General features: G+C 69.9%; 19 protein-coding genes and 1 riboswitch. Of the genes, 7 read left to right on the plus strand and 12 right to left on the minus strand.

The window, feature by feature from the left end; all coding sequences use genetic code 11:
- Positions 1–647: 647 nt before the first annotated feature.
- A complete protein-coding gene (locus ACFY5B_RS38315; RefSeq protein ID WP_352096807.1) occupies positions 648–1,508 on the minus strand; it encodes a thioesterase family protein in 861 nt (286 codons plus the stop codon).
- Positions 1,509–1,676: 168 nt separating this feature from the next.
- Here ACFY5B_RS38315 and ACFY5B_RS38320 point away from each other — a divergent pair, with 168 nt between their 5' ends.
- Positions 1,677–2,912, plus strand: a complete 1,236-nt coding sequence (locus ACFY5B_RS38320; protein ID WP_389979513.1) for an alpha/beta hydrolase — start codon at positions 1,677–1,679, stop codon at positions 2,910–2,912.
- Here the strand turns inward: ACFY5B_RS38320 and ACFY5B_RS38325 are convergent.
- The 9 genes from ACFY5B_RS38325 to ACFY5B_RS38365 all read right to left on the minus strand — a co-directional run bounded on the left by ACFY5B_RS38325 (position 2,803) and on the right by ACFY5B_RS38365 (position 12,803).
- Positions 2,803–3,477, minus strand: coding sequence for a trimeric intracellular cation channel family protein (locus ACFY5B_RS38325; protein ID WP_389979516.1), 675 nt, complete (start codon positions 3,475–3,477; stop codon positions 2,803–2,805). The two genes, ACFY5B_RS38320 and ACFY5B_RS38325, sit on opposite strands and share 110 nt — an antisense overlap.
- A gap of 153 nt (positions 3,478–3,630) precedes the next feature.
- Complete coding sequence (locus tag ACFY5B_RS38330; RefSeq protein ID WP_389979518.1) at positions 3,631–4,893, minus strand: ABC transporter ATP-binding protein; 1,263 nt, start codon at positions 4,891–4,893, stop codon at positions 3,631–3,633.
- Between the two features lie 23 nt (positions 4,894–4,916).
- The gene (locus tag ACFY5B_RS38335; protein ID WP_389979521.1) at positions 4,917–6,014 is read right to left on the minus strand and encodes an ABC transporter ATP-binding protein; all 1,098 of its coding nucleotides are present in this window, start codon (positions 6,012–6,014) and stop codon (positions 4,917–4,919) included.
- Positions 6,011–7,009, minus strand: a complete 999-nt coding sequence (locus ACFY5B_RS38340; protein WP_344458924.1) for an ABC transporter permease — start codon at positions 7,007–7,009, stop codon at positions 6,011–6,013. The genes ACFY5B_RS38335 and ACFY5B_RS38340 overlap by 4 nt, the downstream gene beginning before the upstream one ends.
- Positions 7,010–7,117: 108 nt before the next feature.
- Positions 7,118–8,908 (minus strand): ABC transporter substrate-binding protein, encoded by a 1,791-nt coding sequence (locus ACFY5B_RS38345; RefSeq protein WP_389979525.1) that lies wholly within the window; start codon positions 8,906–8,908, stop codon positions 7,118–7,120.
- A gap of 70 nt (positions 8,909–8,978) precedes the next feature.
- On the minus strand, positions 8,979–9,986 hold the full coding sequence (locus tag ACFY5B_RS38350; protein ID WP_389979528.1) for an ABC transporter permease: 1,008 nt from the start codon (positions 9,984–9,986) through the stop codon (positions 8,979–8,981).
- Positions 9,987–10,305: 319 nt separating this feature from the next.
- Complete coding sequence (locus ACFY5B_RS38355; protein WP_389979531.1) at positions 10,306–11,106, minus strand: enhanced serine sensitivity protein SseB C-terminal domain-containing protein; 801 nt, start codon at positions 11,104–11,106, stop codon at positions 10,306–10,308.
- 139 nt (positions 11,107–11,245) lie between these two features.
- Positions 11,246–12,034 carry an enhanced serine sensitivity protein SseB gene (locus ACFY5B_RS38360; RefSeq protein WP_389979534.1) on the minus strand — a complete coding sequence of 263 codons (789 nt, stop codon included), beginning with the start codon at positions 12,032–12,034 and terminating at the stop codon, positions 11,246–11,248.
- Between the two features lie 103 nt (positions 12,035–12,137).
- Positions 12,138–12,803 carry an AAA family ATPase gene (locus ACFY5B_RS38365; RefSeq protein ID WP_389979637.1) on the minus strand — a complete coding sequence of 222 codons (666 nt, stop codon included), beginning with the start codon at positions 12,801–12,803 and terminating at the stop codon, positions 12,138–12,140.
- Positions 12,804–13,025: 222 nt separating this feature from the next.
- Positions 13,026–13,126: riboswitch (glycine riboswitch) on the plus strand.
- A 104-nt stretch (positions 13,127–13,230) separates the two neighbouring features.
- Between ACFY5B_RS38365 and gcvT the strand changes: the two genes are divergently transcribed.
- The 4 genes from gcvT (at position 13,231) to ACFY5B_RS38385 (ending at position 17,611) form a co-directional block, all read left to right on the plus strand.
- A complete protein-coding gene (gcvT, locus tag ACFY5B_RS38370; protein ID WP_389979537.1) occupies positions 13,231–14,403 on the plus strand; it encodes a glycine cleavage system aminomethyltransferase GcvT in 1,173 nt (390 codons plus the stop codon).
- A 103-nt stretch (positions 14,404–14,506) separates the two neighbouring features.
- Complete coding sequence (gene gcvH / locus ACFY5B_RS38375) at positions 14,507–14,884, plus strand: glycine cleavage system protein GcvH (protein ID WP_234845364.1); 378 nt, start codon at positions 14,507–14,509, stop codon at positions 14,882–14,884.
- Between the two features lie 9 nt (positions 14,885–14,893).
- Positions 14,894–16,156 carry a serine hydroxymethyltransferase gene (gene glyA, locus ACFY5B_RS38380; RefSeq protein WP_389979540.1) on the plus strand — a complete coding sequence of 421 codons (1,263 nt, stop codon included), beginning with the start codon at positions 14,894–14,896 and terminating at the stop codon, positions 16,154–16,156.
- An 87-nt stretch (positions 16,157–16,243) separates the two neighbouring features.
- A complete protein-coding gene (locus tag ACFY5B_RS38385; RefSeq protein ID WP_389979543.1) occupies positions 16,244–17,611 on the plus strand; it encodes an L-serine ammonia-lyase in 1,368 nt (455 codons plus the stop codon).
- Positions 17,612–17,680: 69 nt separating this feature from the next.
- On the opposite strand, the gene ACFY5B_RS38390 is transcribed toward ACFY5B_RS38385, so the two are convergent.
- Complete coding sequence (locus ACFY5B_RS38390) at positions 17,681–19,261, minus strand: GMC family oxidoreductase (RefSeq protein WP_389979546.1); 1,581 nt, start codon at positions 19,259–19,261, stop codon at positions 17,681–17,683.
- A 229-nt stretch (positions 19,262–19,490) separates the two neighbouring features.
- On the opposite strand from ACFY5B_RS38390, the gene ACFY5B_RS38395 reads away from it, so the two are divergent.
- Positions 19,491–21,074 (plus strand): GMC oxidoreductase, encoded by a 1,584-nt coding sequence (locus tag ACFY5B_RS38395; RefSeq protein WP_389979549.1) that lies wholly within the window; start codon positions 19,491–19,493, stop codon positions 21,072–21,074.
- A 31-nt stretch (positions 21,075–21,105) separates the two neighbouring features.
- Here ACFY5B_RS38395 and ACFY5B_RS38400 read toward each other — a convergent pair whose 3' ends face one another.
- Positions 21,106–22,713 carry a PucR family transcriptional regulator gene (locus ACFY5B_RS38400; RefSeq protein ID WP_389979552.1) on the minus strand — a complete coding sequence of 536 codons (1,608 nt, stop codon included), beginning with the start codon at positions 22,711–22,713 and terminating at the stop codon, positions 21,106–21,108.
- Positions 22,714–22,840: 127 nt separating this feature from the next.
- On the opposite strand from ACFY5B_RS38400, the gene hisD reads away from it, so the two are divergent.
- Positions 22,841–24,166: a histidinol dehydrogenase gene (gene hisD, locus ACFY5B_RS38405; RefSeq protein WP_389979555.1), complete on the plus strand. Its 1,326-nt coding sequence runs from the start codon at positions 22,841–22,843 to the stop codon at positions 24,164–24,166.
- Positions 24,167–24,258: the final 92 nt, after the last annotated feature.

Here is a 24,258-nt window from a genome sequence, read left to right on the forward strand (position 1 = left end):
CCGCGCCCCCCACCCGTGGCTTTTTTCACCCCCGGGGGCGCCCCCCGGGGGGGGGGGGCCCCCCCCCCCCCGGGGCCCCCCCCCCCCGCCGTGTTGCCATGCCCCGGCCGAACCCGGTCGGCCGGAAGTGCCTACTGCTCCTTCTGCGACTGCTGGGGCTGTTGCCCCGTCCCGCCCGCCGCCTGACCGGCGCCCCCGGGGCCGCCGCAACCGCCGCCGGGACCACCCTGGCCGCCCTGCGCGCCACCGGGCATGCCCGAAGGGGCCCCGGACGGCGCCCCCGTCGGCTTGGCGCCCGAGGAGGCGGCGCCCGAAGGAGCCTCTGACGGAACACCCGACGGAGCCCCTGACGGAACACCCGACGGAGCCCCGGAAGGAACGCCCGAAGCCGCCCCCGACGGCGCCTGGCACGCCTGCCGCTGCCCGGAGCCACCCCCGCTGCCCGAGGACGACGACTCACCCGACCCACAGGCCGCGAGAGCCAGCGGGGACAGCATCAGCAGGGCCACGGCGGGAACGAGACGCGCACGCTTCATGAGAGACAGCTCCAGGGAGGAGGAGGAGAGTTCCGAGGCGACGAACTCAACCAACGCCGCCTGGGCCTCCCTTGGGATCGTCCTGTGATCCCCCTGTCAGCGCGGCGGAGTTCAGCCCAGCCGGACCCGCGCCAGTTGCCGGGACTGCGCGACCAGCCGGTCCGCGCTGTCCCACACCTCGGCGTCCTCCTCGAGGAAACCGCCGGCGAGGTTGCGCGTGGTGATCGACACCCGCAGCGGGCCCGGCGCCGGGCGGCACCGGACGTGCACGGTCAGCTCCACGGTCGGCACCCAGCCCTTCAGGCCGAGCTCGAACGCGGTGGGCGGCAGGGCGTCGACCGCGAGCAGCAGGGAGAGCGGGTCGTGATCGCGCCCGTCCTTGAGTCCGAACCAGGCCCGCATCTCGCCCTTGCCGGAGGGCTGTCCCAGGGCCCAGCCGAGGGTGGACGGGTCGAGCTTGAGCATCAGGCGCTCGGTGATCGCCGAACTGCCGTCGACGGGAGCGGGCCCGTCCTCCGGGCCGAAGCAGTGCTCCAGCGGCGGGATCGCGGGCGGCCGGGCCGTGGTGCGGACGTCGTCGGGCAGGGTGTCCAGGTCGCCGTAGGAGGCGAGGACGCGGATGCGTTCGACCTCGCGGCCCTCGTCGTCGTACTGGAAGAGGGAGGCCTGGCCGGTCGACAGGGTGCGGCCGGTACGGACGACGTCCGTGCGGACGACCGCGGGGCCGGGCTGGGAGGCGGTCAGGTAGTGCGCCGAGATCGTGAAGGGGTCGGCGTGCGGCAGGGCGTCCGCGAGGGCGCGGCCCAGGACGGCCAGCAGGTAGCCGCCGTTGACGGCGCTGATGATCGTCCAGCCGGCGGAGAGGTCGATGTCGTAGACGCCCGGCGCGCGGCGGGTGAGCGCGGTGTCGCGGTCGAACTCGCTGTCGCCGATCGTGGCCCGGGCGGCCGGGGCGGTGGCTGCTTCTGGCATGGCTGAACAGTACAAGAACCAGCTACTAAGCGGTAGCTTTCTGGCGGCGACGCGGGTCATGCGCCCCCCTGCCGACCCGGGTCATGCCTTGGTGAGACACGGGCAATTCTTCGGTAAGTGTCGGACTCGTCCGTAAACCCGCGTACGCCTTCCCTCCTCTGTAGGGGCATGAGCCTCACCGGAACGCCGTTCCTCTGCACGCTGGTCGTCCTGTCCGTCGCCGCCCTGGTGCTGCCGCTGTTCCTCTGGTCGCGCATCCGCGGGCACCGGGTCCTGCGTGTCGCGGTCCGGGCGCTGATGCTGCTGTTCGCGCAGGGGACGGCCGTGGCCCTGGTCTTCACCCTGGTCAACAACGCCGACAACCTGTACGACAACTGGGCCGACCTGCTCGGCACCGGCGACCACGTGGAGCAGGCGGCCGATCTCGGCGCCGACGGAACCGGCGGCATCGCGCTCACGCGGCTGCCCAAGGTGCGCCAGACCTTCGAGCCCGCCACCGGACCCGGGATGGGCGCGGCCGGCGGGGTGCGGGTGACCCAGCTCGCGGGCCGGGTGTCGGGGGTGAACGCCGAGGTCTACGTCTGGCTGCCACCGCAGTACCGGGAACCGGCCTACCGGCACCACCGGTTCCCGGTCGTGGAGCTGCTGCCCGGCTATCCCGGCTCGGCGAAGGCGTGGTTCGGCTCGCTCTTCGCGCACGAGCAGCTGGAGCCACTCATGCGCGACGGCCGGGTGGCCCCGTTCATCCTGGTCGCGCCCCGCACCAACCTGCTGGCCGCCGTGGACACCGGCTGCGCCAACGTCCCGGGCACGGTCAACGCGGACACCTGGCTGAGCGTCGACGTGCCCAAGATGGTCATGGACAACTTCCGCGCCCAGCCCGCGCCGCAGGGCTGGGCCGTCGCCGGCTACTCGGCCGGGGCACACTGCGCGACCAGGCTCGCCGTCGCCCATCCCGACCGCTACCGGGCCGCCGTCAGCATGTCCGGCTACAACGACCCGAGCGGCGAACGCGACTCGCTCACCGCGCAGAGCCCCGCCCTGCGCTCCGAGAACAACCCGCTGCTGATGCTGCGCAGGGCGTCCGTCCCGCCGCGGATCGCGCTGTACCTCTCCGGCCAGCCGCACGACGGCTACGAGGACGCCGTGGCCATGCAGCGGGCCGCGAAGGCCCCGACGACCGTGCACGTCGTGTACATCCCGAAGAGCGCGGGCGGCCACAACATGGCGCTGTGGCGGCCGCAGGTGGTCCCGGCGTTCCGCTGGCTGACCCAGCAGATGGGCATCGGCCGGGTCACGGCCGGACGGGCTGCTCCTCCTCGCTCACCGTCGACCGCCGGTGCCACGCCCGCGGAGCTCGCCAGTGGTACCGCATCGCGAGCAGGCGCAGTACGAAGGCGGTGATCACCGCGAGAGAGCTGGTGAACGGGTTCAGGGCGTCGTAGCGGATGCACAGGGCGGCCAGGGCGGAGCCGACGATCGCCGGGACCGCGTACAGGTCGCGGTCCCAGCGCAGCAGGGAGGGGACCTCGTTGGCGAGGACGTCGCGCAGCACACCGCCGCCCACGGCGGTGGTCAGCCCCAGACCGGCGGAGGCGGTCAGGCCGAGCCCGTACTCGTACGCCTTGATGGTGCCGGCGACGCAGAACAGGCCGAGGCCGGCCGCGTCGAAGACGTTCACCGCGATCTGGATGCGCTCCACCTGGGGATGCAGGAAGAAGACGAGGAGAGTGGCGAGCAGCGGGGTGAGGAAGTACCCCAGGTCCGTGAAGGCTGCCGGCGGTACGGCCCCGATCACCAGGTCGCGGAAGAGACCCCCGCCCAGCGCGGTGACCTCGGCGAGGACGGCCATGCCGAACACGTCGAAGTTCTTGCGCACGGCCAGCAGGGCACCGGAGATGGCGAAGACGAAGATGCCGATCAGGTCGAGCGTGTGCTGGACGGACGGGCTGAAGAGTTGCTGGAGCACCCGGACATACTCGCTCACCCCTGACGGGCGGCCCACCGGGGCCGCGACACAGCGGGTACGGGCCGCGCTCCCGGGCAAAGCGATGAGAGGCGAATGCCGGACAGGCGGGGTCCTCCCGCCTGTCCGGCATGTTCCGCAGGTATGGCTCGGCGGTCAGGCCGGCTTGTCTCCCGACGCCGGTTCGCCCGTTTCCTTCGCTGTGCCGGCACTCGACGAGGTCCCGTCCACGGGCTTGCCCTCGACTGCCCCGGCCACCGCCGCCGACGTCTGCGCCGACTCGGCCAGCACCTCGTCGGCCACCAGCTCCGCCGCCTCCTTGGCGGCCGTCAGCAGCACCGTGTCCTGCGGGGCCTGGTCCTCGAAGTTCTCCGGGTGGTGGCAGGCCACCCGCTGGCCGGGACGCAGTTCCTTCAGCGGCGGCTCGGTCGTCTTGCAGATCTGCGTGGCCTTCCAGCACCGGGTGTGGAAGCGGCAGCCGCTCGGCGGGGCGATAGGCGAGGGCACGTCGCCCTTGAGCAGGATCCGCTCGCTCTTGGCGTTCTTCCGCCTCGGGTCCGGGATCGGCACCGCCGACATCAGCGCCTTGGTGTACGGGTGCATCGGCGTCTTGTAGAGCAGGTCACGGTCGGCCAACTCGACGATCTTGCCGAGGTACATCACCGCGATACGGTCCGAGACGTGCCGGACGACCGACAGGTCGTGCGCGATGATCACATACGTCAGACCGAGTTCCTGCTGGAGGTCGTCGAGCAGGTTGACGACCTGGGCCTGGATCGACACGTCGAGCGCGGAGACCGGCTCGTCGGCCACGACCAGCTTCGGATTGAGCGCGAGCGCGCGGGCGATGCCGATGCGCTGGCGCTGACCGCCGGAGAACTCGTGCGGGTAGCGGTTGTAGTGCTCGGGGTTGAGGCCCACGACCTCGAGCAGCCGCTGCACTTCCTTCTTGATGCCGCCCTCGGGCGTGACTCCCTGGAGCTTGAAGGGGGCGCCGACGATCGTGCCGATGGTGTGGCGCGGGTTCAGCGAGGAGTACGGGTCCTGAAAGATCATCTGCACGTCCCGGCGGAGCGGACGCATGCCGCCGACACCGAGGTGCGTGATGTCCTGGCCCTCGAACTCGACCTTTCCCGCGGTGGGTTCGAGCAACCGTGTGATCAACCGGCCCATCGTCGACTTGCCGCAGCCCGACTCGCCCACGACACCGAGGGTTTCACCGGCCCGGACTTCGAAGTCGATGCCGTCGACCGCGCGCACCGCACCGACCTGCCGCTGAAGCAGCCCCTTGCGGATCGGGAAGTGCTTCTGCAGCCCGGTCACCTTCAGCAGGACATCGCCCGGAGCCGCGTCCTTGGTGAGGGTGGCCGCGCCGGACGCGTTCGCCTCGGTGCCGTCGCTCTCGGCGGGAGTGGTCACAACGGTGTCCTTGGAGTTCTCGCTCACAGCTTCGGCGCAATCTCTTCGATCCAGATCCGCTCCCGCTGCTCCCTGCTCATGTGGCAGGCGGCCCAGTGCCGGCTGCCGGCTTCGGTCAGCTCGGGGCGGACCGTGCGGGTGAGGTTGTCCTTGGGGACGTCGGCGTACGGGCAGCGCGGGTTGAAGGCGCAGCCGGACGGGACGTTGATCAGGGAGGGCGGGGACCCCTTGACCGGGATGAGGCGCTCCTGCTGGTCACGGTCGAGGCGCGGCATCGAGCCGAGCAGACCCCAGGTGTAGGGGTGGCGGGGCTCGTAGAACACCTGCTCGGCCGGGCCCCGTTCGACGCAGCGGCCGCCGTACATCACGAGGAGATCGTCGGCGAGCTCGGCGACGACCCCCAGGTCGTGGGTGATGATGATGACCGCGGAGCCGAACTCCTTCTGCAGGTCCCGGATCAGGTCGAGGATCTGCGCCTGGACGGTCACGTCGAGGGCGGTCGTCGGCTCGTCCGCGATGAGCAGCTCGGGGTTGTTGACGAGCGACATCGCGATCATCGCACGCTGGCGCATCCCGCCGGAGAACTCGTGCGGGTAGCTGTCGACGCGCTTGTCCGGCTGCGGGATCCCCACGCGGTCGAGCATCTCGACCGCCCGGCGGCGCGCGACCTTCTTGCTGACGTCGTTGTGGATCCGGTACGCCTCCACGATCTGCTGGCCGATCGTGTAGTACGGGTGCAGCGCGGACAGCGGGTCCTGGAAGATCATCGCCATCTGACGACCGCGCAGCTTGCGCACGTGGTCGGGGTCGGCGGACAGCAGCTCGGTGCCGTCCAGCCAGATCTCGCCCGAGAGCCGCGCCTTGCGCTTGCCGTACTGGCCGGCGGTATGCAGGCCCATGATGCCCAGCGAGGTCACCGACTTGCCGGAGCCCGACTCGCCCACGATGCCGAGGGTCTTGCCCTTCTCCAGCTGGAAGCTGAGCCCGTCGACGGACTTGACCAGACCGTCATCGGTCGGGAAGTGCACCTTCAGGTCGCGCACTTCCAGGAAGGCGGTCGGTGCCGCGGAGTCGCTCGTGGGCTCGCCCACGGCCGCTCCGGTCTTGCTGAGGTCGGTCATGCGAGCCTCACTCGGGGGTCGATCACGGCGTACAGGACGTCCACCACGAGGTTGGCGATGAGCACCGCGACGGAGGTGATCAGGGTGACGCCCAGGATAACGGGCAGGTCCTGGTTCTTGATCGCGTTGAGCACGGCCTGGCCCAGGCCGGGCAGGCTGAACGTGGTCTCGGTCAGGATGGCGCCGCCGATGAGGGCGCCGAGGTCCATGCCGAGCATGGTCAGGATGGGGGTCATCGTCGAGCGCATGGCGTGCTTGCGGATGACGACCTGTTCGCGCATGCCCTTGGCACGGGCGGTACGGATGTAGTCCTCGCCGAGGATCTCCAGCATGGTGGCGCGGGTGATCCGGGCGTACATCGCGGCGTACAGGAACGCCAGGGTCACCCACGGGAGGATCATGCCGCCGAGCCAGCCGGTGAAGCTCTCCTCGATGGGCACGTACTCGGCGTTGATCCAGCCCAGCCCGTAGGAGAAGATCGCCAGGCTGAGCAGCCCGGTGAAGTAGATGGGGAGGGAGACGCCGGCGAGGGCGATCACCATCGCACCGCGGTCCCACATGCTGCCCCGCTTGAGCGCGGAGAGGACACCCGCCGCGACACCGAACAGCAGCCACAGCACGGCTGCGCCGAGCGCGAGTCCCAGGGTCACCGGGAATCGGTCGGTCAGTACCGGCCAGATGGCCTGTTCGCTGCGGAATGAGTAACCGAAGCACGGTGCGGCGCAGTGGGTGACGTCGCCGCCGGCCGCGTAGGTGCGGCCCGCGAAGATGCCTTTGAAGAACTCCCAGACCTGGACGAAGATCGGGTCGCCCAGACCCAGCTTCTGGCGCACGGCCTCGACGGCCGCCGGGTCGGCCTGCTTGCCCACGAAGCTGGTGGCGATGTCGACACCCGCCCACTTGGGGACGAGGAAGAAGATGCCGAAGACCACCATGATGATGACCGCGAGCATCACTACGGCGGCGAACAGCCGCCTGATCAGGTAAGCGAGCACAGATCTCGGCCCGCTGCGGACCTCGGGCCACCGGAGGTCTTCCGGTGGCCCTGGGTCACGCCGCGCCGGCCTTCACCTGCCTTTCGTGCCGTACGGCGGGTGTGCCGGTTACTTCGCGGACTTCAGGCCGAGGTTGACGAAGTCGTACATGCCGCTGTACGCGTCCGTCGTGTAGACGTTGGCCAGGCGGCTGGAACGCCAGTTGATGAACTTCTCGAACACGAAGGGCAGGTAGTAGCCGCCCTCCATGACCTTGTGGTTGATCTCCGTGGCGATCTTGGTCTTGCCCGCGTCGTCCAGCGTGGTGACGTACTTGTCGAACAGACCGTCGATGGCCTTGTCCTTGATCAGGGCGAAGTTGTTGTTGCCGCTCTCCAGGATGTAGCTGCTGTCCCACAGCGGCAGACCGTAGCCCTGCACGGACGGGAAGTCCGGGCCCCAGCCCATGATGATGATGCCGTAGCCCTTCTTCTTCACGTTCGAGGGGCTGCCGATGATGCCGGAGCTCTGCGAGCCGTCGTACTGGTCGATGTCGGCGGTGATGCCGACCTTCTTCAGCGAGGCCTGGAGGGACTCGGCGGTGGCCACCTCGGACGGCTTGTTGTTGCGGACCGCGATGGTGGTCTTGAAGCCGTTCGGCTTGCCGCAGGCCTTCAGGGCTTCCTTGGCCTTGGCCGCGTTGCCCTTCTTGTTGGCACCCGCGATCTCGTACGGGTCGTACTTCTGGCCCTCGGCGCCCGGGACCGCCGGCGGCAGCATGTTGGTGCCGATGTCACCACCGGCGACGGGGCCGCCGCGGGCGGTCTGCAGCGACACGTGGTCGGCGCCGTAGATCACGGCCTTGCGGCACTCGATGTTGTCGAACGGCTTCACGCTCTGCGGGAAGACCGCGTAGCGGATGTAGCCGGAGACCGGGTTGTCCAGGTTGCCCTTGTGCTGCTTCAGGGCAGTGGTGCGGCCCTGCGGGGACATACCGGTCTGGTTGATGTCCAGGTCGTAGTCGCCCGCGATCAGGCGCGCGTCCATGTCGTTGGCGTTGGAGAAGAACTTGATGGTGATCTTGTCCGGGTACGCCTTGCGGATCGGGTCCGAGGCCTGCTTCCACTGGGTGTTGCGGACCAGCGTCAGGTCCTTGCCCGGGTTGTACGACTCGAACTTGTACGGGCCGGAGGAGAACGGGTGCAGGCCGTACTTGGACTTGGTGTCCTTGTCCTGGCGGACCGGGGACGCCGAGGTCAGGGCCAGCATCTCCTCGAAGTCGGAGTTCGCCTGCGGCAGCTTGAAGACGATGGTCTTGTCGTCGGGCGTCTCGATGGCCTTCAGGCCCAGCTTGTCCGCGGACTTGTCCTTGTACGGGCCCTGGTACTCGCCCTTGGGGTCGAGCACGTCCTTCAGGTAGACCGGGCCGCCGGACAGCACGTCCTGCGCCCAGACACGCTCGATGCCGTACTTGACGTCCTTGGACGTGATCGGCTTGCCGTCCTCCCACGTGACGCCGTCACGCAGGGTGTACTGGTAGGTCTTGCCGTCGTCCGAGATCTTGGCGAGCCCGGTGGCGAGGTCCGGGGTCAGCTCGGTGCCGGCCTTGCCCGGCTCCGTCTTGCTGGTGACGAGCTGACGGCTGTAGTAGCGGGAGAAGTTCCACATGAAGCCGTAGTAGCCGCGCGTGGTGTCCCACGAGTCGGCGTCCTGGGCGCCGGCGAACTTCAGCGTGCCGCCCTTCTTGGCGAGCGAGGCCTGGGCGACCTTGTTGTTCGCGGCGTCGAAGCCCGCCGCCCCGTCCTTCGACCCCCCGTTGTCGTTGCCGCCGCCGCACGCCGCCGTGGTCAGCAGTGCGGCGACCACGGCCGCAGCGGCCATGGCCTGCTTGCGCCGCCCTGAGGTGCGTTGGGTAGTCACGATCTCGGATCCTCCGGATTAGATGAGAGACCCCGTGCCAGGTGTCACGGGTCGCTGTTTGTACGGCAGTTCAGCGGGAGCCCTTCGGGTCGAGCGCGTCACGCACGCCGTCACCGAAGAGATTGAAGGCAAGGACGGTGATGAAGATCGCCATGCCCGGGACCACCATGTACATGGGGTCCGAGTCGTAGTAGTCGATCGCGCTCGACAGCATCTGCCCCCAGGAGGCCGTGGGGGGTTTGACACCCACACCCAGGAAGCTGAGTGCCGCCTCGGTGAGGATGTTGGTGGGGATCATCATCGTCGTGTACACGATGATGGGCGCGACGAGGTTGGGCAGCAGCTCCTTGAAGAGGATGTAGAACCGCCCGGCACCGAGCGATCGGGCCGCCTCGACGTACTCCCGCTCGCGCAGCGAGAGCGTCTGGCCGCGTACCACGCGCCCGATATAGGGCCAGCCGAAGAAGCCGATGACCAGGATCATCACGAACAGACGCACGCCGGTGCCGGTCAGCCCCAGCATCTCGTTCGGCATGACGGAGACCAGCGCGATGATGAACAGCAGCTGCGGGAAGGCCAGCAGGCCGTCCATCACACGGCTGACGACGGCGTCGACCCAGCCGCCGAAGAAGCCCGCCAGGACGCCCAGGACGGTGCCGATCACGACGGCGACGATCGCGGACAGGAAGCCCACGAGGAGTGAGATCCGGGCACCGTAGATGATGCGGGCGAAGATGTCACGGCCGCTCACCGGCTCGACACCCAGCAGGTGATCACCACTGATGCCGCCCAGCGCTCCCGTGGGGGTGCCGAACAGCGGGTCGATCAGGTCCTCGTGGTGCGCCTCGGGGTCCTGGCCCACAAGGCTCGTGATGACCGGCGCCAGGAGGGCGATCGCGATGAGCACGAGCACCATGACGCCACCCGCCAGTGCGAGTTTATCCCGTTTCAGGCGCTCCCAGGCGATCCGCCCCAGAGAACGGCCCTGTACGGCTTTCACACCGGCGCCGACAACTGCCGCTTCCTCGGCCGCACTCGGAGCCGCTTCCGCGGTCGGCTCGTGCAATGGTGCCGTCATCAGGCAGGGACCCCTCTTCTCAACCGGCGGTGGCCGGCCCGCGCATTCCGCTGTAGCGGCGTGATCAGTCCGTCGTACGCAGGGGCGAAACTCCCCTGGTGCGGGGAGTCTTCAACGCTTCAGCGTTTCGCTGCCAGACTTGACGATGAAAGGATGCGCAAACGTGATGCTGTCTGCGGGATTCCGTTATCCGGACAGGGGAAGACGGGGATCGGTCGCAGACAAACCTGGACATTTGACGCAGGTTAGATGATTTCTCCGCCATCTACGCGCGAAGACGCGCCTCTGTCACGGCCGACAGGATGAGGGCGGGCGAAGCTCAGTACCGGCCTTGGGCCGGAGGGTAGCCGTAGCCGGAGGCCGGGGCCTGCACGGGGGCGGTGGCGTGCGCCTCACGGTCGTAGAAGGGGCGCGCCCTCTCGCGCAGCCACATCGCGACCGGGTCGTGCTCGTCGGACATGGCGACGGTCGACACGGGCAGCCCGTCCGGTACGGCACCGAGGGACTGCTGCATCATCGCGCGCACGGAGTCCACGGCCGGCGGCGAGGTGTCGTACACATCCAGTCCGATGGCGAGGTACGGCGCCCCGAGCGCGGGCTGCACCCAGGCGCGGCGCAGCGAGCGGACGGCCGGGGTGCGGTGGGCGTTCTGCGCGAGCAGGGCGTAGAACTGCGGGACCTCGATGGCGGGTTCGGACAGGCGCAGGGGTCCGGCGGGCTGGCGGTCCAGGCCCGTGGCGATCCGGCGCAGGTCGAGCCACGGGATGCCGACGCCGCCGCCGGGGGCGTGCGGGTTGAGCCAGAGGCCGTAGTGGTCGGGGTAGAGGGCACGGGCGACGTCGAGTCCGTCGACCACCTCGTACGAGCGGTTCCAGCCGCTGGCGGAGAGCTCCTGGGCGGAGGTCACGCAGGGGGCGTAGCCGTGGCCGTCGACGTCCATGTTCCCGTACTGGGCGTCGGGTGAGCCGGCCTGGCCGTGCCACAGGAGCATCCAGATCTGGCCGGTGTGCGGGGTCGCGAGCGCGCGCAGGAGTGCCTCGTAGGCGTCGTAACGCCCGGGCGTGACCTGGCGCAGCATGTGCTCGACCTGTCCGGCCGCGGCCGTGCCGCTCGCGCTCACCTTTACCGCCCCTTCGTACAACGCCTCGACGGTGCCCTAGCTTAAGCCCGCCCACGGGGTAGGGGGTTGCCCTCGCTTGGCGGGTGCGGGTCGATGTGTGGCAGGTCGCGCAGTTCCCCGCGCCCCTGGGGCGGCTGCCCTAACGCTGGTAGAAGGGCCGGACCCTCTCCCGCATCCAGGCACCCACGGGGTCCTCCGTCACGTCCAGGAGCACCAGGTTGACCGGCCAGGGGGCCGGGGCGGCGGTGACGGCACGGGTGAGGGCGTCCAGGGGGAGGACGCGCAGGTCGCCCTCCCACTGGGAGAGTTCGACGCCGACGAACATCACCGGGTCGGCGGTCTCGATCGCGGCGAGGCAGCGGCGGGCGGTGACGACGACGCCGGTCGCCTCGAACTCGGCGGCCGCGGCGGCGAGGAAGTCCACCGGGTCGTCCTGCCAGTCGGGCTCGAAGAGGCGGACCCGGCCGCCGCTCGCGGGGCCGTCCAGCGGGGTCCGGCCGGCCCGGCACAGCTCGGCCACGGCGGGCGGCGGCAGCGGGATGCCCACCACCCCGCCCGGGTTGACGGCTATCCCCGCGTGCGGGGGAAGGCCGCGGGCGAACTCCACCGCGGGCGCGATGGTGTAGGACATCTGCGCGCCCACGACCTGGCGGAACTGCTCCTCGGAGCTGAACACCGGCACGAACGCCTGGCCGTCGATCTCGATGCCGGGCAGGTCGAGGGGACCGCTGTGCGGGCCGCCGCCGTTGGGCAGCGGGATCCAGAGGAAGCTCCGGCCGAGCACCTCGACGATCCGCCCGCCGGCGGCCGGCCCGGCGCCCAGGGAGGCCGAGAGCACCTCCTCCAGCTCGTTGCCGGGCCAACCGCCGTGCGGGTGGGTCTGTGTCTGCGCCGGGAAGTCCGCGGAGAAGTCCGCCGGGATGTCCATCTGCCTACCGCCTGCCTGGAACCACTGCTGTGGCTCAAAAGGCTAACGGCTGACGGACGCCGGGCGGCAGGAGGAAGGCCGGCTTGTGGACGACCGCGCGGGCTCAGCCCGTGAAGCCGATTCTGCGGAGGCTGTTCGCCGCGTCCCGGTCGGCCAGGACGGCCGAGGCGCAGCCGGCGGGGAGGTCGCCGCGCTCCACCGCGCGCAGGAGGCGGGTGCTCGCCGCGCGGTGGCGCAGGAACGCGTAGCGCGAGACGCCGCGACCGCGGTCGCGCTGACCGGCCAGGGCCTGTTCGGGACTGACGTCGAGCAGGAGGAGGTGCAGGGCGCCACCACGGCGGCCGGCCTCGCGGGCGAGCCAGCGGCGGACCCAGGCCTGTGTGCCGCAGTCGTGCACGACGACGCCCTCGCCGGTGCGCAGGGCGCGGCGCAGCCCGGCGTAGTGGGAGAGGCGGACGAGCGGGCGGTAGAGCGCGTACGGCAGGGCGCGCGGCATGCGGGCGGCCCAGCGGTCGCGGGTGTCCTGGGAGTCGACGCGCCGGCCCGGCACGGTGCGCCGCATCAGCGTGGACTTGCCGCTGCCCGGCAGGCCCGTGACCACGACGAGGTCGCGGGGGCCGAACAGCAGCGCGTGCGGGCTCCGGCCGGCACGGTCGCGCAGGTCGCGGACGACCGGCGCCGGTGCCGGAGCACGGACCGCCCGGGCCGGTGCGGCCGGCTGCTCGGGCAGCGCGATGCCCGTCGTCGCGTACGCGGTGGTCCTGTTCACCGTGATCGTCCTCCCCTGGGGCCAGGTACGGAGTCCCATCCCCGCCGAGTGTAAAGAGAAGGTAATGCCGCAGGCCTCTCATTTACGTGCCCGTCCTGCAACAGGGCTGCTACAGGTCGCTGCGTCCGGGGGGACGGACTCGTGCACTCCCTGGGAAAGGTCCCCCTGCCGCGCCGGAAGGATGCGTGCAATGATGTGCGCGCCAACTGCATACCGGCCGTTTGAATCCGCGCGGGAGAGTCCCCAGCAGCAGCCGTCGCTGGGGCGCCGAAGGAGCAAGTCCCTCCCTTGAATCTCTCAGGCCCCGTTACCGCGCGGGCGAGGCACATCTGAAAAGCGGGCCGCCCCCTGTCCTCGACGGGGACGCGGCTCCACCCAAGGTGCAAGCCATGGACCCGTGCGGTCATGGCGAACCTCTCAGGTTCCGATGACAGATGGGGAGGATCGCCCTCGCCCGTCATGCCCCTTGGAGACACCGACCGTGAGCAGTACAGGACAACTCCGCCACACCGCGCTCGATGCCCTGCATCGTTCGCTCGGCGCGACGATGACCGACTTCGCCGGCTGGGACATGCCCCTGCGCTACGGCTCCGAGCGCGACGAGCACACCGCCGTGCGCACGCGGGCCGGGCTCTTCGACCTCTCCCACATGGGTGAGATCACCGTCACCGGGCCGCAGGCCGCCCAGCTGCTGAACTTCGCCCTGGTCGGCAACATCGCCTCGGTCGGTGTCGGCCGGGCCCGCTACACCATGATCTGCCAGGCCGACGGCGGCATCCTGGACGATCTGATCGTCTACCGGCTGGGCGAGAGCGAGTACATGGTCGTCGCCAACGCCTCGAACGCCCAGGTCGTCCTCGACGCGCTGACCGAGCGCGCGGCCGGTTTCGACGCCGAGGTGCGGGACGACCGGGACGCGTACGCGCTGATCGCCGTGCAGGGGCCGGAGTCCCCCGGGATCCTCGCGTCGCTGACCGACGCGGACCTCGACGGCCTGAAGTACTACGCCGGTCTGCCGGGCACGGTCGCCGGCGTTCCGGCGCTGATCGCGCGCACCGGGTACACCGGGGAGGACGGCTTCGAGCTGTTCGTGAAGCCCGAGCACGCGGTCCAGCTGTGGCAGGCCCTGACCAAGGCGGGCGAGGGCGTCGGGCTCGTCCCGTGCGGGCTGTCCTGCCGGGACACGCTGCGCCTGGAGGCGGGCATGCCGCTGTACGGGCACGAGCTCTCGCGGGAGCTGACGCCCTTCGACGCCGGGCTCGGGCGGGTCGTGAAGTTCGACAAGGAGGGCGACTTCGTGGGCCGCGCGGCCCTGCGTGAGGCCGCGGAGGACGCGAACCACGAGCCGCGCGTCCTCGTCGGACTCGTCGCCGAGGGGCGTCGCGTCCCGCGTGCCGGGTACGCCGTCGTCGCGGACGGCGAGGTGATCGGCGAGGTCACCTCCGGAGCCCCCTCCCCCACCCTCGGCAAGCCGATCGCGATGGCGTACGTCGACGCCGCGCACGCCGCACCCGGCACGACCGGCGTGGGCGTGGACATCCGGGGCAGTCACGAGCCGTACGAGGTCGTGGCGCTGCCGTTCTACAAGCGCCAGAAGTAGACACTGGCCGAAGGGCCGCGGCAGCGACCCCGTGCCCGTCGTCCCAGCTCACCAGCAGTCCCCCCTTCCACAGCACTCCCGCGCGTACAGGAGAATCCAGGCCATGAGCAACCCCAACGAGCTGCGCTACAGCAAGGAGCACGAGTGGCTGTCGGCCGCCGAGGACGGCGTCTCGACGGTCGGCATCACGGAGCACGCGGCCAACGCGCTCGGCGATGTCGTGTTCGTCCAGCTTCCCGAGGTCGGTGACTCCGTGTCCGCCGGCGAGACCTGCGGCGAGCTGGAGTCGACCAAGTCGGTGTCCGACCTGTACTCCCCCGTCTCCGGTGAGGTCACCGAAGTGAACGAGGACGTCGTGAACGACCCGTCGCTGGTGAACTCGGCCCCCTTCGAGGGCGGCTGGCTGTTCAAGGTGCGGGTCACGGACGAGCCGGGCGACCTGCTGTCCGCCGACGAGTACACCGCGTTCTCCGCGGGCTGAGGGAGCCGTATGTCCGTCCTGAACACACCCCTGCACGAGCTCGACCCGGCGGTCGCCGCGGCCGTCGACGCCGAGCTGCACCGCCAGCAGTCCACGCTCGAGATGATCGCCTCGGAGAACTTCGCGCCGGTCGCGGTCATGGAGGCGCAGGGCTCGGTCCTCACCAACAAGTACGCCGAGGGCTACCCGGGCCGCCGCTACTACGGCGGCTGCGAGCACGTCGACGTGGTCGAGCAGATCGCGATCGACCGCGTCAAGGAGCTGTTCGGCGCCGAGCACGCCAACGTCCAGCCGCACTCGGGCGCCCAGGCCAACGCCGCCGCGATGTTCGCGCTGCTCAAGCCGGGCGACACCATCATGGGTCTGAACCTCGCGCACGGCGGGCACCTGACTCACGGCATGAAGATCAACTTCTCCGGCAAGCTCTACGACGTCGTCGCCTACCACGTGGGCGAGGACGGCCGGGTCGACATGACCGAGGTGGAGCGGCTGGCCAAGGAGTCCCGGCCGAAGCTGATCGTCGCCGGCTGGTCGGCGTACCCGCGGCAGCTGGACTTCGCCGAGTTCCGCCGGATCGCGGACGAGGTCGGCGCGTACCTGATGGTCGACATGGCCCACTTCGCCGGTCTTGTCGCGGCCGGGCTGCACCCGAATCCGGTGCCGCACGCCCACGTGGTCACCACCACGACCCACAAGACCCTCGGCGGCCCGCGCGGAGGTGTGATCCTCTCCACGGCCGAACTGGCCAAGAAGATCAACTCCGCCGTCTTCCCCGGTCAGCAGGGCGGCCCGCTGGAGCATGTGATCGCCGCCAAGGCCGTCTCCTTCAAGGTCGCCGCCTCGGAGGACTTCAAGGAGCGTCAGCGCCGTACGCTGGACGGTGCCCGCATCCTGGCCGAGCGTCTGGTGAAGGACGACGTCCGGGCCGTGGGCGTGGACGTCCTGTCCGGCGGCACGGACGTGCACCTGGTCCTGGTCGACCTGCGCCATTCGGAGCTGGACGGCCAGCAGGCCGAGGACCGCCTCCACGAGCTGGGCATCACCGTCAACCGGAACGCCATCCCGAACGACCCGCGTCCGCCGATGGTGACGTCCGGTCTGCGGATCGGCACGCCGGCCCTGGCGACCCGCGGGTTCCAGGCCGAGGACTTCGCGGAGGTCGCGGACGTCATCGCCGAGGCGCTGAAGCCGTCCTACGACGCCGAGGCCCTCAAGGCCCGCGTGAAGGCCCTGGCCGACAGGCACCCGCTGTACCCGGGTCTGAACAAGTAAAGAAGAAACCTTTCGGGTGCCGCGCCCGCCACAAGCGGGCGCGGCACCCACCCCCTTGGCACCACCCCCGTAGTCAGGAGTTCCCCCGTGGCCATCTCGGTCTTCGACCTGTTCTCGATCGGCATCGGCCCGTCCAGCTCCCACACCGTCGGCCCGATGCGGGCGGCCCGGATGTTCGCCCGGCGGCTGCGCAACGAGGATCTGCTGGCCCCGACCGCGAAGGTCCACGTCGAGCTGTACGGCTCGCTCGGCGCGACCGGCCACGGCCACGGCACGCCCAAGGCGGTGCTGCTCGGCCTGGAGGGCGACTCGCCGCGCACGGTCGACGTGTCGAGCGCGGACGAGCGGGTGGAGGCGATCAAGACCGGCGGGCGGCTGAACCTGCTCGGCGAGCGCGAGATCGCGTTCTCCTTCGACGACGACATGGTCCTGCACCGCCGCAAGGCCCTGCCCTATCACGCGAACGGCATGACCCTGTGGGCGTACGACGCCTCGGGTGCCGAGCTGCTGACGAAGACGTACTACTCGGTGGGCGGCGGGTTCGTCGTGGACGAGGACGCGGTCGGCGCGGACCGCATCAAGCTCGACGACACCGTGCTGAAGTACCCCTTCCGCACGGGCGACGAGCTGCTGCGCCTGACCGAGGAGACCGGCCTGTCCATCTCCGCGCTGATGCTGGAGAACGAGCGGGCCTGGCGCTCCGAGGAGGAGATCCGCGAGGGCCTGCTGGAGATCTGGCAGGTGATGCGGGACTGCGTGGCGCGCGGACTGTCCCAGGAGGGCATCCTGCCGGGCGGTCTCAAGGTGCGCCGCCGGGCCGCGAACACCGCGCGCAAGCTGCGCTCCGAGGGCGAGCCGCTGGCTCTGGCCATGGAGTGGATCACCCTCTACGCCATGGCGGTCAACGAGGAGAACGCCGCCGGCGGACGGGTCGTCACCGCGCCCACCAACGGCGCCGCCGGCATCATCCCGGCGGTCCTGCACTACTACGTCAACTTCGTGCCCGGCGCCGATGAGGAAGGAGTGGTCCGCTTCCTGCTCGCCGCGGGCGCGATCGGCATGCTCTTCAAGGAGAACGCCTCGATCTCCGGCGCCGAGGTCGGCTGCCAGGGCGAGGTCGGCGCCGCCTGCTCGATGGCCGCGGGCGCCCTCGCCGAGGTCCTCGGCGGTTCGCCCGAGCAGGTCGAGAACGCCGCCGAGATCGGCATGGAGCACAACCTCGGCCTCACCTGCGACCCGGTCGGCGGCCTGGTGCAGATCCCCTGCATCGAACGCAACGGCATGGCCGCGGTCAAGGCCGTCACGGCCGCCCGCATGGCGATGCGCGGCGACGGCTCCCACAAGGTGTCCCTGGACAAGGTCATCAAGACCATGAAGGACACCGGCGCGGACATGTCGGTGAAGTACAAGGAGACGGCCCGGGGCGGGCTGGCGGTGAACATCATCGAGTGCTGAGGAAGTGGGCCCTGACCAGCAGGTTTCGTCTTTCAGCGCTGTCAGGGCCTCACTTGGCGGATCAGGGCTTCACCCCGTAGACGTCCGGATCAGCGAGGCCGCCTTCTCTCCGATCATGATCGCGGGGGCGTTCGTGTTCCCGGTGACGAGGGTCGGCATGATCGACGTGTCCGCCACGCGGACGTTCTCCAGCCCGCGCACGCGGAGTTCGTGGTCGACGACCTTGCCCATCATGCAGGTGCCCGACGGGTGGTAGAAGGAGAACGACTGCGTGCGGATGAAGTCGTCGATGTGCTGGTCGCTGTCCGACAGCGGGGCGAGCCCGGCGTCGGCGGCCGCGCGCAGGTCCGCCTGCAGCAGGGACGTCAGCCGCTTCTCACGGGCGATGCGCATGCACAGCCGGACACCCTCGCGCAGCCGCCGGCGGTCGTCGGGGTCGGCGAGGTAGTTGTGGAAGATGCGCGGCTTGGCGTACGGGTGGGAGTGCCGCAGCCGCACCGAGCCGCGGCTCGCGGGCCGTGCGACGTAGGGGCCGAACGACATTCCGGGCTCGAGCGGCGCGGCCAGGCCTTCGTCACGGACGATGCCCAGTGCCGCGTGCACCTGGATGTCCGGTGCGGGGAGGTCGTCGCTGGAGCTGAAGAAGCCGCCGGTCTCGTTCCAGGCCATCGGGCCGGTGCCCTGCTCGCGCAGGAGCCGCTCCTCCGCGGAGGTGTCCGGTCCGAGGAGCGGCTGGGTGTCGCTGAAGAAGCTGATGAAGCACCCGGTGTGGTCCTGCATGTTCCTGCCGACGTCCGGCAGGTCGTGCAGGGGGGTGATCCCTCCCGCGGTCAGTTCGTCGGCCGGCCCGACACCGGACTGCAGGAGCAGGTGGGGTGAGTTGTAGGCCCCGAGGGACAGCACGATCTCACGGTCGACGTGGATCGTCCGGACGGTTCCGAGGTGGTCGACCTCCAGACCGGCGGCCCGCGAGCCGTCGAAGCTCAGGCGCAGGGCGGTCGTCGAGGGAAGCACGGTGAGGTTCGGACGACCCGCGGCCGGCTCCAGGAACGCGATCGCGCTGCTGCACCGCAGACCGTTCCGCTGCGTGACCTGGTGGTAGCCCACGCCCTCCTGCTCAGCCCCGTTGAAGTCCGCGTTGTACTTGTGGCCCGCGTCCTGAGCCGCCTCGACCCATGCCGTCAGCAGCGGGTGGACGGAGTTGGGGTTGCTGACGGTGAGAGGCCCGCCGACGCCGTGGAAGTCGTCGGCGCCGCGCTCGTTGTCCTCGGACTTCTTGAAGAACGGCAGAACGTCGTCGTAGCCCCAGCCCGGGTTGCCGAGCCGCTCCCAGGTGTCGTAGTCGTAGCGGTGCCCGCGGACGTACAGCATCGTGTTCATCGAGCTGGTGCCGCCGATCGCCCGGCCGCGGGGCAGATAGGCACGGCGCCCGCCGAGTTGCGGCTCGGGCTCCGTCTCGAAGTCCCAGTCGAACGCCGTCTTGAGCTGCTGCGAGAACAGTGCGGGTATCTCGAAGAGGCGGCCCCGGGCAGGCGGCCCCGCTTCGATCAGCGCGACCGTGACATCAGGATCCTCGGACAGCCGGGCCGCCAGCGCGCACCCGGCCGAGCCGGCCCCGACGACGATGTAGTCATACGATTCCCTGTTCATTGCGCCTCCACGGAAGTCCGGTCGCCCTGATCGGCGGCGTGGTTCCTGGAGAGGCTAGAGACGCCAGGCACGCTCAGCACATGCACGAGGTGAGCAACTCGGGCGTCAGTCATTACCCATATCGTGCATGTGCTGGGTCCATGGCGCTGCTTAGGCTCTCCTGGAACTGCCACGGCAAGGAGCACCACTTCTCGCCGTCCGTACCCGAGCGCCCAAGGGATTCCGACTCATGTCCCACCCGGTCCGTCAGGATTACACACCCCCGGAGCTCCGGCCCGAGGCCCTCGTTTCAGTCGGTACCGCCGAGGAGATCAGCACCGATGTCCTGATCATCGGCTCCGGCATGGGCGGGTCCGCGCTGGCCTGGGCGCTGAAGGACTCCGGTCTCGACGTACTCGTCGCGGAACGCGGCCATTTCCTTCCCCGTGAACCCGAGAACTCACAGCCGACCGAGATGTACATCAAGGGCCGGTACAAAAACGCCGGCTATTGGTACGACGGCAGCACCGGCAAGCCGTTCGCGCCGGGTGTGTATTACTGGGTGGGCGGAAACACCCGTTTCTACGGCGCCATGCTGCCCCGTTTCCGGCGCAGTGACTTCACCGAGGTGGAACACCACGAGGGCGTCTCGCGTGCCTGGCCTTTCGGTTACGACGACCTGGAGCCCTTCTACACCGTCATGGAGCATGTGCTCCAGGTGCACGGGCAGACCGGCGAGGACCCGACCGAGCCGCCTCGCTCCAAGCCCTACCCGTTCCCGGCGCTCCAGCACGAACCGGAGATCGAGCGGTTCTCCCGGTCGCTGCGCGGGCAGGGCCTGCACCCGTTCCACACGCCGAACGCCCTGAACATCAGCACGCAGGCCGACCGCGCCGCCGTGACGACGGCCGACGGCTGTCCGGACGAGACGGGCATGAAGTCTGACGCCGAGAACCGGCTCCTCCTGCCCGCGCTGCGCGACGGCGTGAAGATCCTCACGGGTGCGGAGATCACCCGCCTGATCACCTCGCCCGACGGCCGGAAGGTCGTCGCCGCCGAGGCACGGCACGGGGGCCGTACCGTCCGCATCAACGCCAAGACCTTCGCCCTCGCCGGAGGCGCCGTCAACTCGGCCGCGCTCCTGCTGCGTTCGGCCGGTGACGCGCACCCCCAGGGGCTCGCCAACTCGTCGGGACTGCTGGGCCGCAACTACATGGTCCACAACTCCACGTTCTTCGTCGGGGTCAACCCCCTGCGGACCAACCCCACGCAGTGGCAGAAGACGCTCGGCCTGAACGACTTCTACGAAGCCGGACCGGGAACGCGCTTCCCGCTCGGGAACCTCCAGATGCTGGGCAAGCTGCAGGCCCCCATGCTGAAGCCCGCGCGGCCGTGGGCACCGACGTGGGCCCTGAAGTTCATGGCGGCCAGAAGCCTCGACATCTACCTGACGACCGAGGACCTCCCGTCCCGGAACAACCGGGTACGCGTGGACGGCGACCGCATCCTCATCGACTGGACACCGACCAACCTCGCGCCCCACCACGAACTCGTGCGCCGGGTGACCCGGGCGGTCCGCAGGGCCGGTTATCCGCTGATCTTCACCCAGCGCATGGGTATCGAGACCAACTCCCACATGTGCGGAACGGCCGTGGCGGGTCACGACCCGGCGGAGAGTGTGCTCGATCCGCTGTGCCGCAGCCATGACGTCGAGAACCTCTGGCTGGCCGACTCGTCGTTCTTCCCGTCCTCCGCGGCGCTCAACCCGGCCCTGACGATCGGGGCGAACGCCCTGCGCATCGCCCCGTTCCTCGCCAGGGCGACGAAGGACTGACGTCGCAGCGGTCGGTCGGGTCCGCCGCAGGTCACGTCCGCCGCAGCGTCGGCTTGCGCAACAGGTCGTGTCCGCGCACGGCCAGTTGCAGCCGCTGCTGGTTGCTGACCTGCGTGAGGTCCAGGCCGAGGATCTCGGAGAGTTTGTCGAGGCGGTGGTAGAGGGTGCGTCGCTGGATGAAGAGTTCCTCCGCCGCCCGGGCCTTGTTGCCGCCGCAGTCGAGGAACGTGCGGAGGGTGGGCAGCAGGGGGTTCTTCGCCAGTGCGTCGTGCTCGAAGAGCAGACCCAGTTCGTCCTCGACGTAACGCCTGAGCTCGGGGCCTTCGGAGAGGGCGACGAGAAGGCGCAGAGCTCCCAGGTCGTCGAAATGACGCACTTCCGGGGTCGAGGCCGCCGCGGCGACGGACGCCGCGCTGCGGCTCTGGCGCAGCGCCAGCGGAAGTACCCCCGGCTCCACGATGCGGCTGACGCCACCCCGTACCCCGTGATCGGCCAGCAGGGTCTGCATACGGCCGGCGTCGACGCGGGCGGGCAGGCCCACGACCGCCACGTCGAAGTCCCCGGTGTCGCCGACGACGGCGGGCCAGCCGGCCTCCTGCAGTAGGCGGGCGAGGAGGTGGTCCCTGTCGGACTCCTCGTCCCCCGCCCAGGCCGTGACGACGATCAGGTCCCGTCCGCGCAGGTCCTGGCCGAGCGCCAGGCTGAGGGTCACGAACCGCTCTCCCGTGACGTCACCGAGGAGGAGCCGGTTGAGCAGCGCCGTCTGGCGCTGGGATGCGCGGGCGCCGCTCTCCCGTTCGCTCAGCAGCGAGATCGCCACGGCCGCGGCGGCCCGCTCCAGCGTGCGCAGTTCGGGCGGGCTCGGCTGCCTCCCCCCGTGCAGGAGGTGGAGCCACCCCCACGACTCACCCCGAAGCACCACGGGCTGGCGAGCGCATGGCGCGACCTCGCGGAACGAGGCCGCCGAGGCGGTCGGAACCTCGGGGCCCTGCGCCGCGAGCGAGGGGTGGCGTTCGTGAATGGCCCGGGAGTGCGCGCTCCACTCGTCCACGATCCGGTCGGCCTCCGGCGTCGCGCCTCCGTAGGCCAGCATCTGGTGGGCGACGTCCTCCAGCACCACGGGGTGCCCGGTGCGACGGGCCAGTTCCCTCACCACGCCGACGTAGTCCTCGTCCGCCAGGAGCAGATCCATGAACGCCTGACTGGTGGCCTCCTCGGCGATCAGCTGCTTCACACGCATCCCGACCAGGACCTCGTGGACCTGGGCCGACGTCTCGACGAAGGGAATCTCGTCGGCGAGTCCCACCAGGGGCAGGCCGACCGCCTCCGCCTCCTCGATCACGGCCTCCGGCATGGAGTCGAACATGCGCCCGGCCAGCTCGACGACGAGGACGGCCGCGTGGGCGTCCGCGAGCCGCCGGATGAAGGCCCGCTGCTCGAGCTGCGTCGCGCCCATGCCGAGGCCGGCCGTCAGCAGCATCTCCTGACCCGTGAGAAAGCGATGGATGTCCGGGATCTCACCGGTGTGCACCCAGCGCACGGGACGGTCCAGATTCCTCTCCCCGGCATACACACGCACGGCGGTGCGGGTGAACACCTCGAGCTCCAGCGCGGCGCGAACAGTCAGGACTTGAGCCATGATCCACGACCTCGGTGTGTGCAGAACCCCCGGTCAATATTGCACACACTGTGCCTGTCGTCCCACCCCCGGTTTCCCCAGACTTCAGGGCAAGCCCGCAGGCACGACCCCGTGCAAGGAGTGCAGAGTGTCAGCCCAACACAAGACCATGAAGGCTCCTGTCGCCGTGAAGACGTCGCGGACCAGCCGTCCGGAAATCGTCGAGACCGTCGCGGACGTGATCGCCGACGTACGGGCCAACGGCGACGCCGCCGTGCGCCGCTGGTCGCAGAAGTTCGACGACTGGAGCCCGGAGTCCTACCGTCTAGGTCCGGACCAGATCGCCTCGGTCGTCTCCTCCGTCCCCGAGACGGTCCTCGACGACCTGCGGTTCGTCCAGAAGCAGGTCCGCGGCTTCGCCCAGGCGCAGCGGGACTCCCTCACCGACTTCGAGGTGGAGACGCTGCCCGGCGTGTTCCTGGGGCAGCGCAACATCCCCATCGGCGCGGCCGGCGCCTACGTTCCCGGCGGCCGCTACCCCCTCACCGCGTCGGCCCACATGACCGTCCTGACGGCCAAGGTCGCAGGAGTCGAGCGGGTCGCCGCGACGACTCCGCCGGACCGAGGGGCTCCGCCGCCCGTCAGCATCGCCGCGATGCATCTGGCCGGTGCCGACGAGATCTACGTCATGGGCGGTGTCCAGGCCGTGGCGGCCCTGGCGCTGGGTACCGAGACGATCGACGCGGTCGACATGCTCGCCGGCCCCGGCAACGCCTATGTGGCGGAGGCCAAGCGCCAGCTCTTCGGCGAGGTCGGGATCGACCTCTTCGCCGGACCGACGGAAGTCCTGATCGTCGCGGACGGCACGGCGGACCCGTTCGTGGTGGCGACGGACCTGCTGTCCCAGGCCGAGCACGGACCCGACTCCCCGACGGTGCTCATCACGACGTCCGAGGAGGTGGGCAGGCAGACCATCGCCTGGGTGGACAAGCTGCTGCCCGACCTGTCCACCGGAGAGGTAGCCGGGCGGGCCTGGCGCGACCACGGCGAGGTGATCGTGGTCCCCACCCTCGACGCCGCCTACGAACTCGCCGACGAGTACGCCAGCGAGCACGTCCAGATCCTGACCGCAGAGCCCCGCGAGGCGCTGCACCGGATGCGCAACTACGGTGCCCTGTTCCTCGGGGACAAGACGTGCGTCGCGTACGGCGACAAGGTCATCGGCACCAACCACGTGCTGCCCACCTTGGGAGCGGCCCGCTACACCGGCGGCCTCTGGGTCGGCAAGTACCTGAAGACCATGACCTATCAGGAGATCAGGGACTCCGGGTCCAGCGCCCGGCTCGGCGAGATCTGCGGCAGGGCCTCACGCATCGAGAACTTCGAGGGACACGCGCGCTCCGGAGACGTCCGCGCCGCGCGTTACGGATCGGCCCGGCTGGACTGGACCGACCACACCTTCGAGCAGAGCTGAACCGCGATGACCCATCGCGACTTATGCCGGACCGCGTACGCGGTACGGCAGCCGTTCGACAAGGAGCAGTTCCCCCTCGACACACGGAGATC

The organism is Streptomyces sp. NPDC013187, assembly GCF_042899705.1.
Classification (GTDB): domain Bacteria; phylum Actinomycetota; class Actinomycetes; order Streptomycetales; family Streptomycetaceae; genus Streptomyces; species Streptomyces hawaiiensis_A.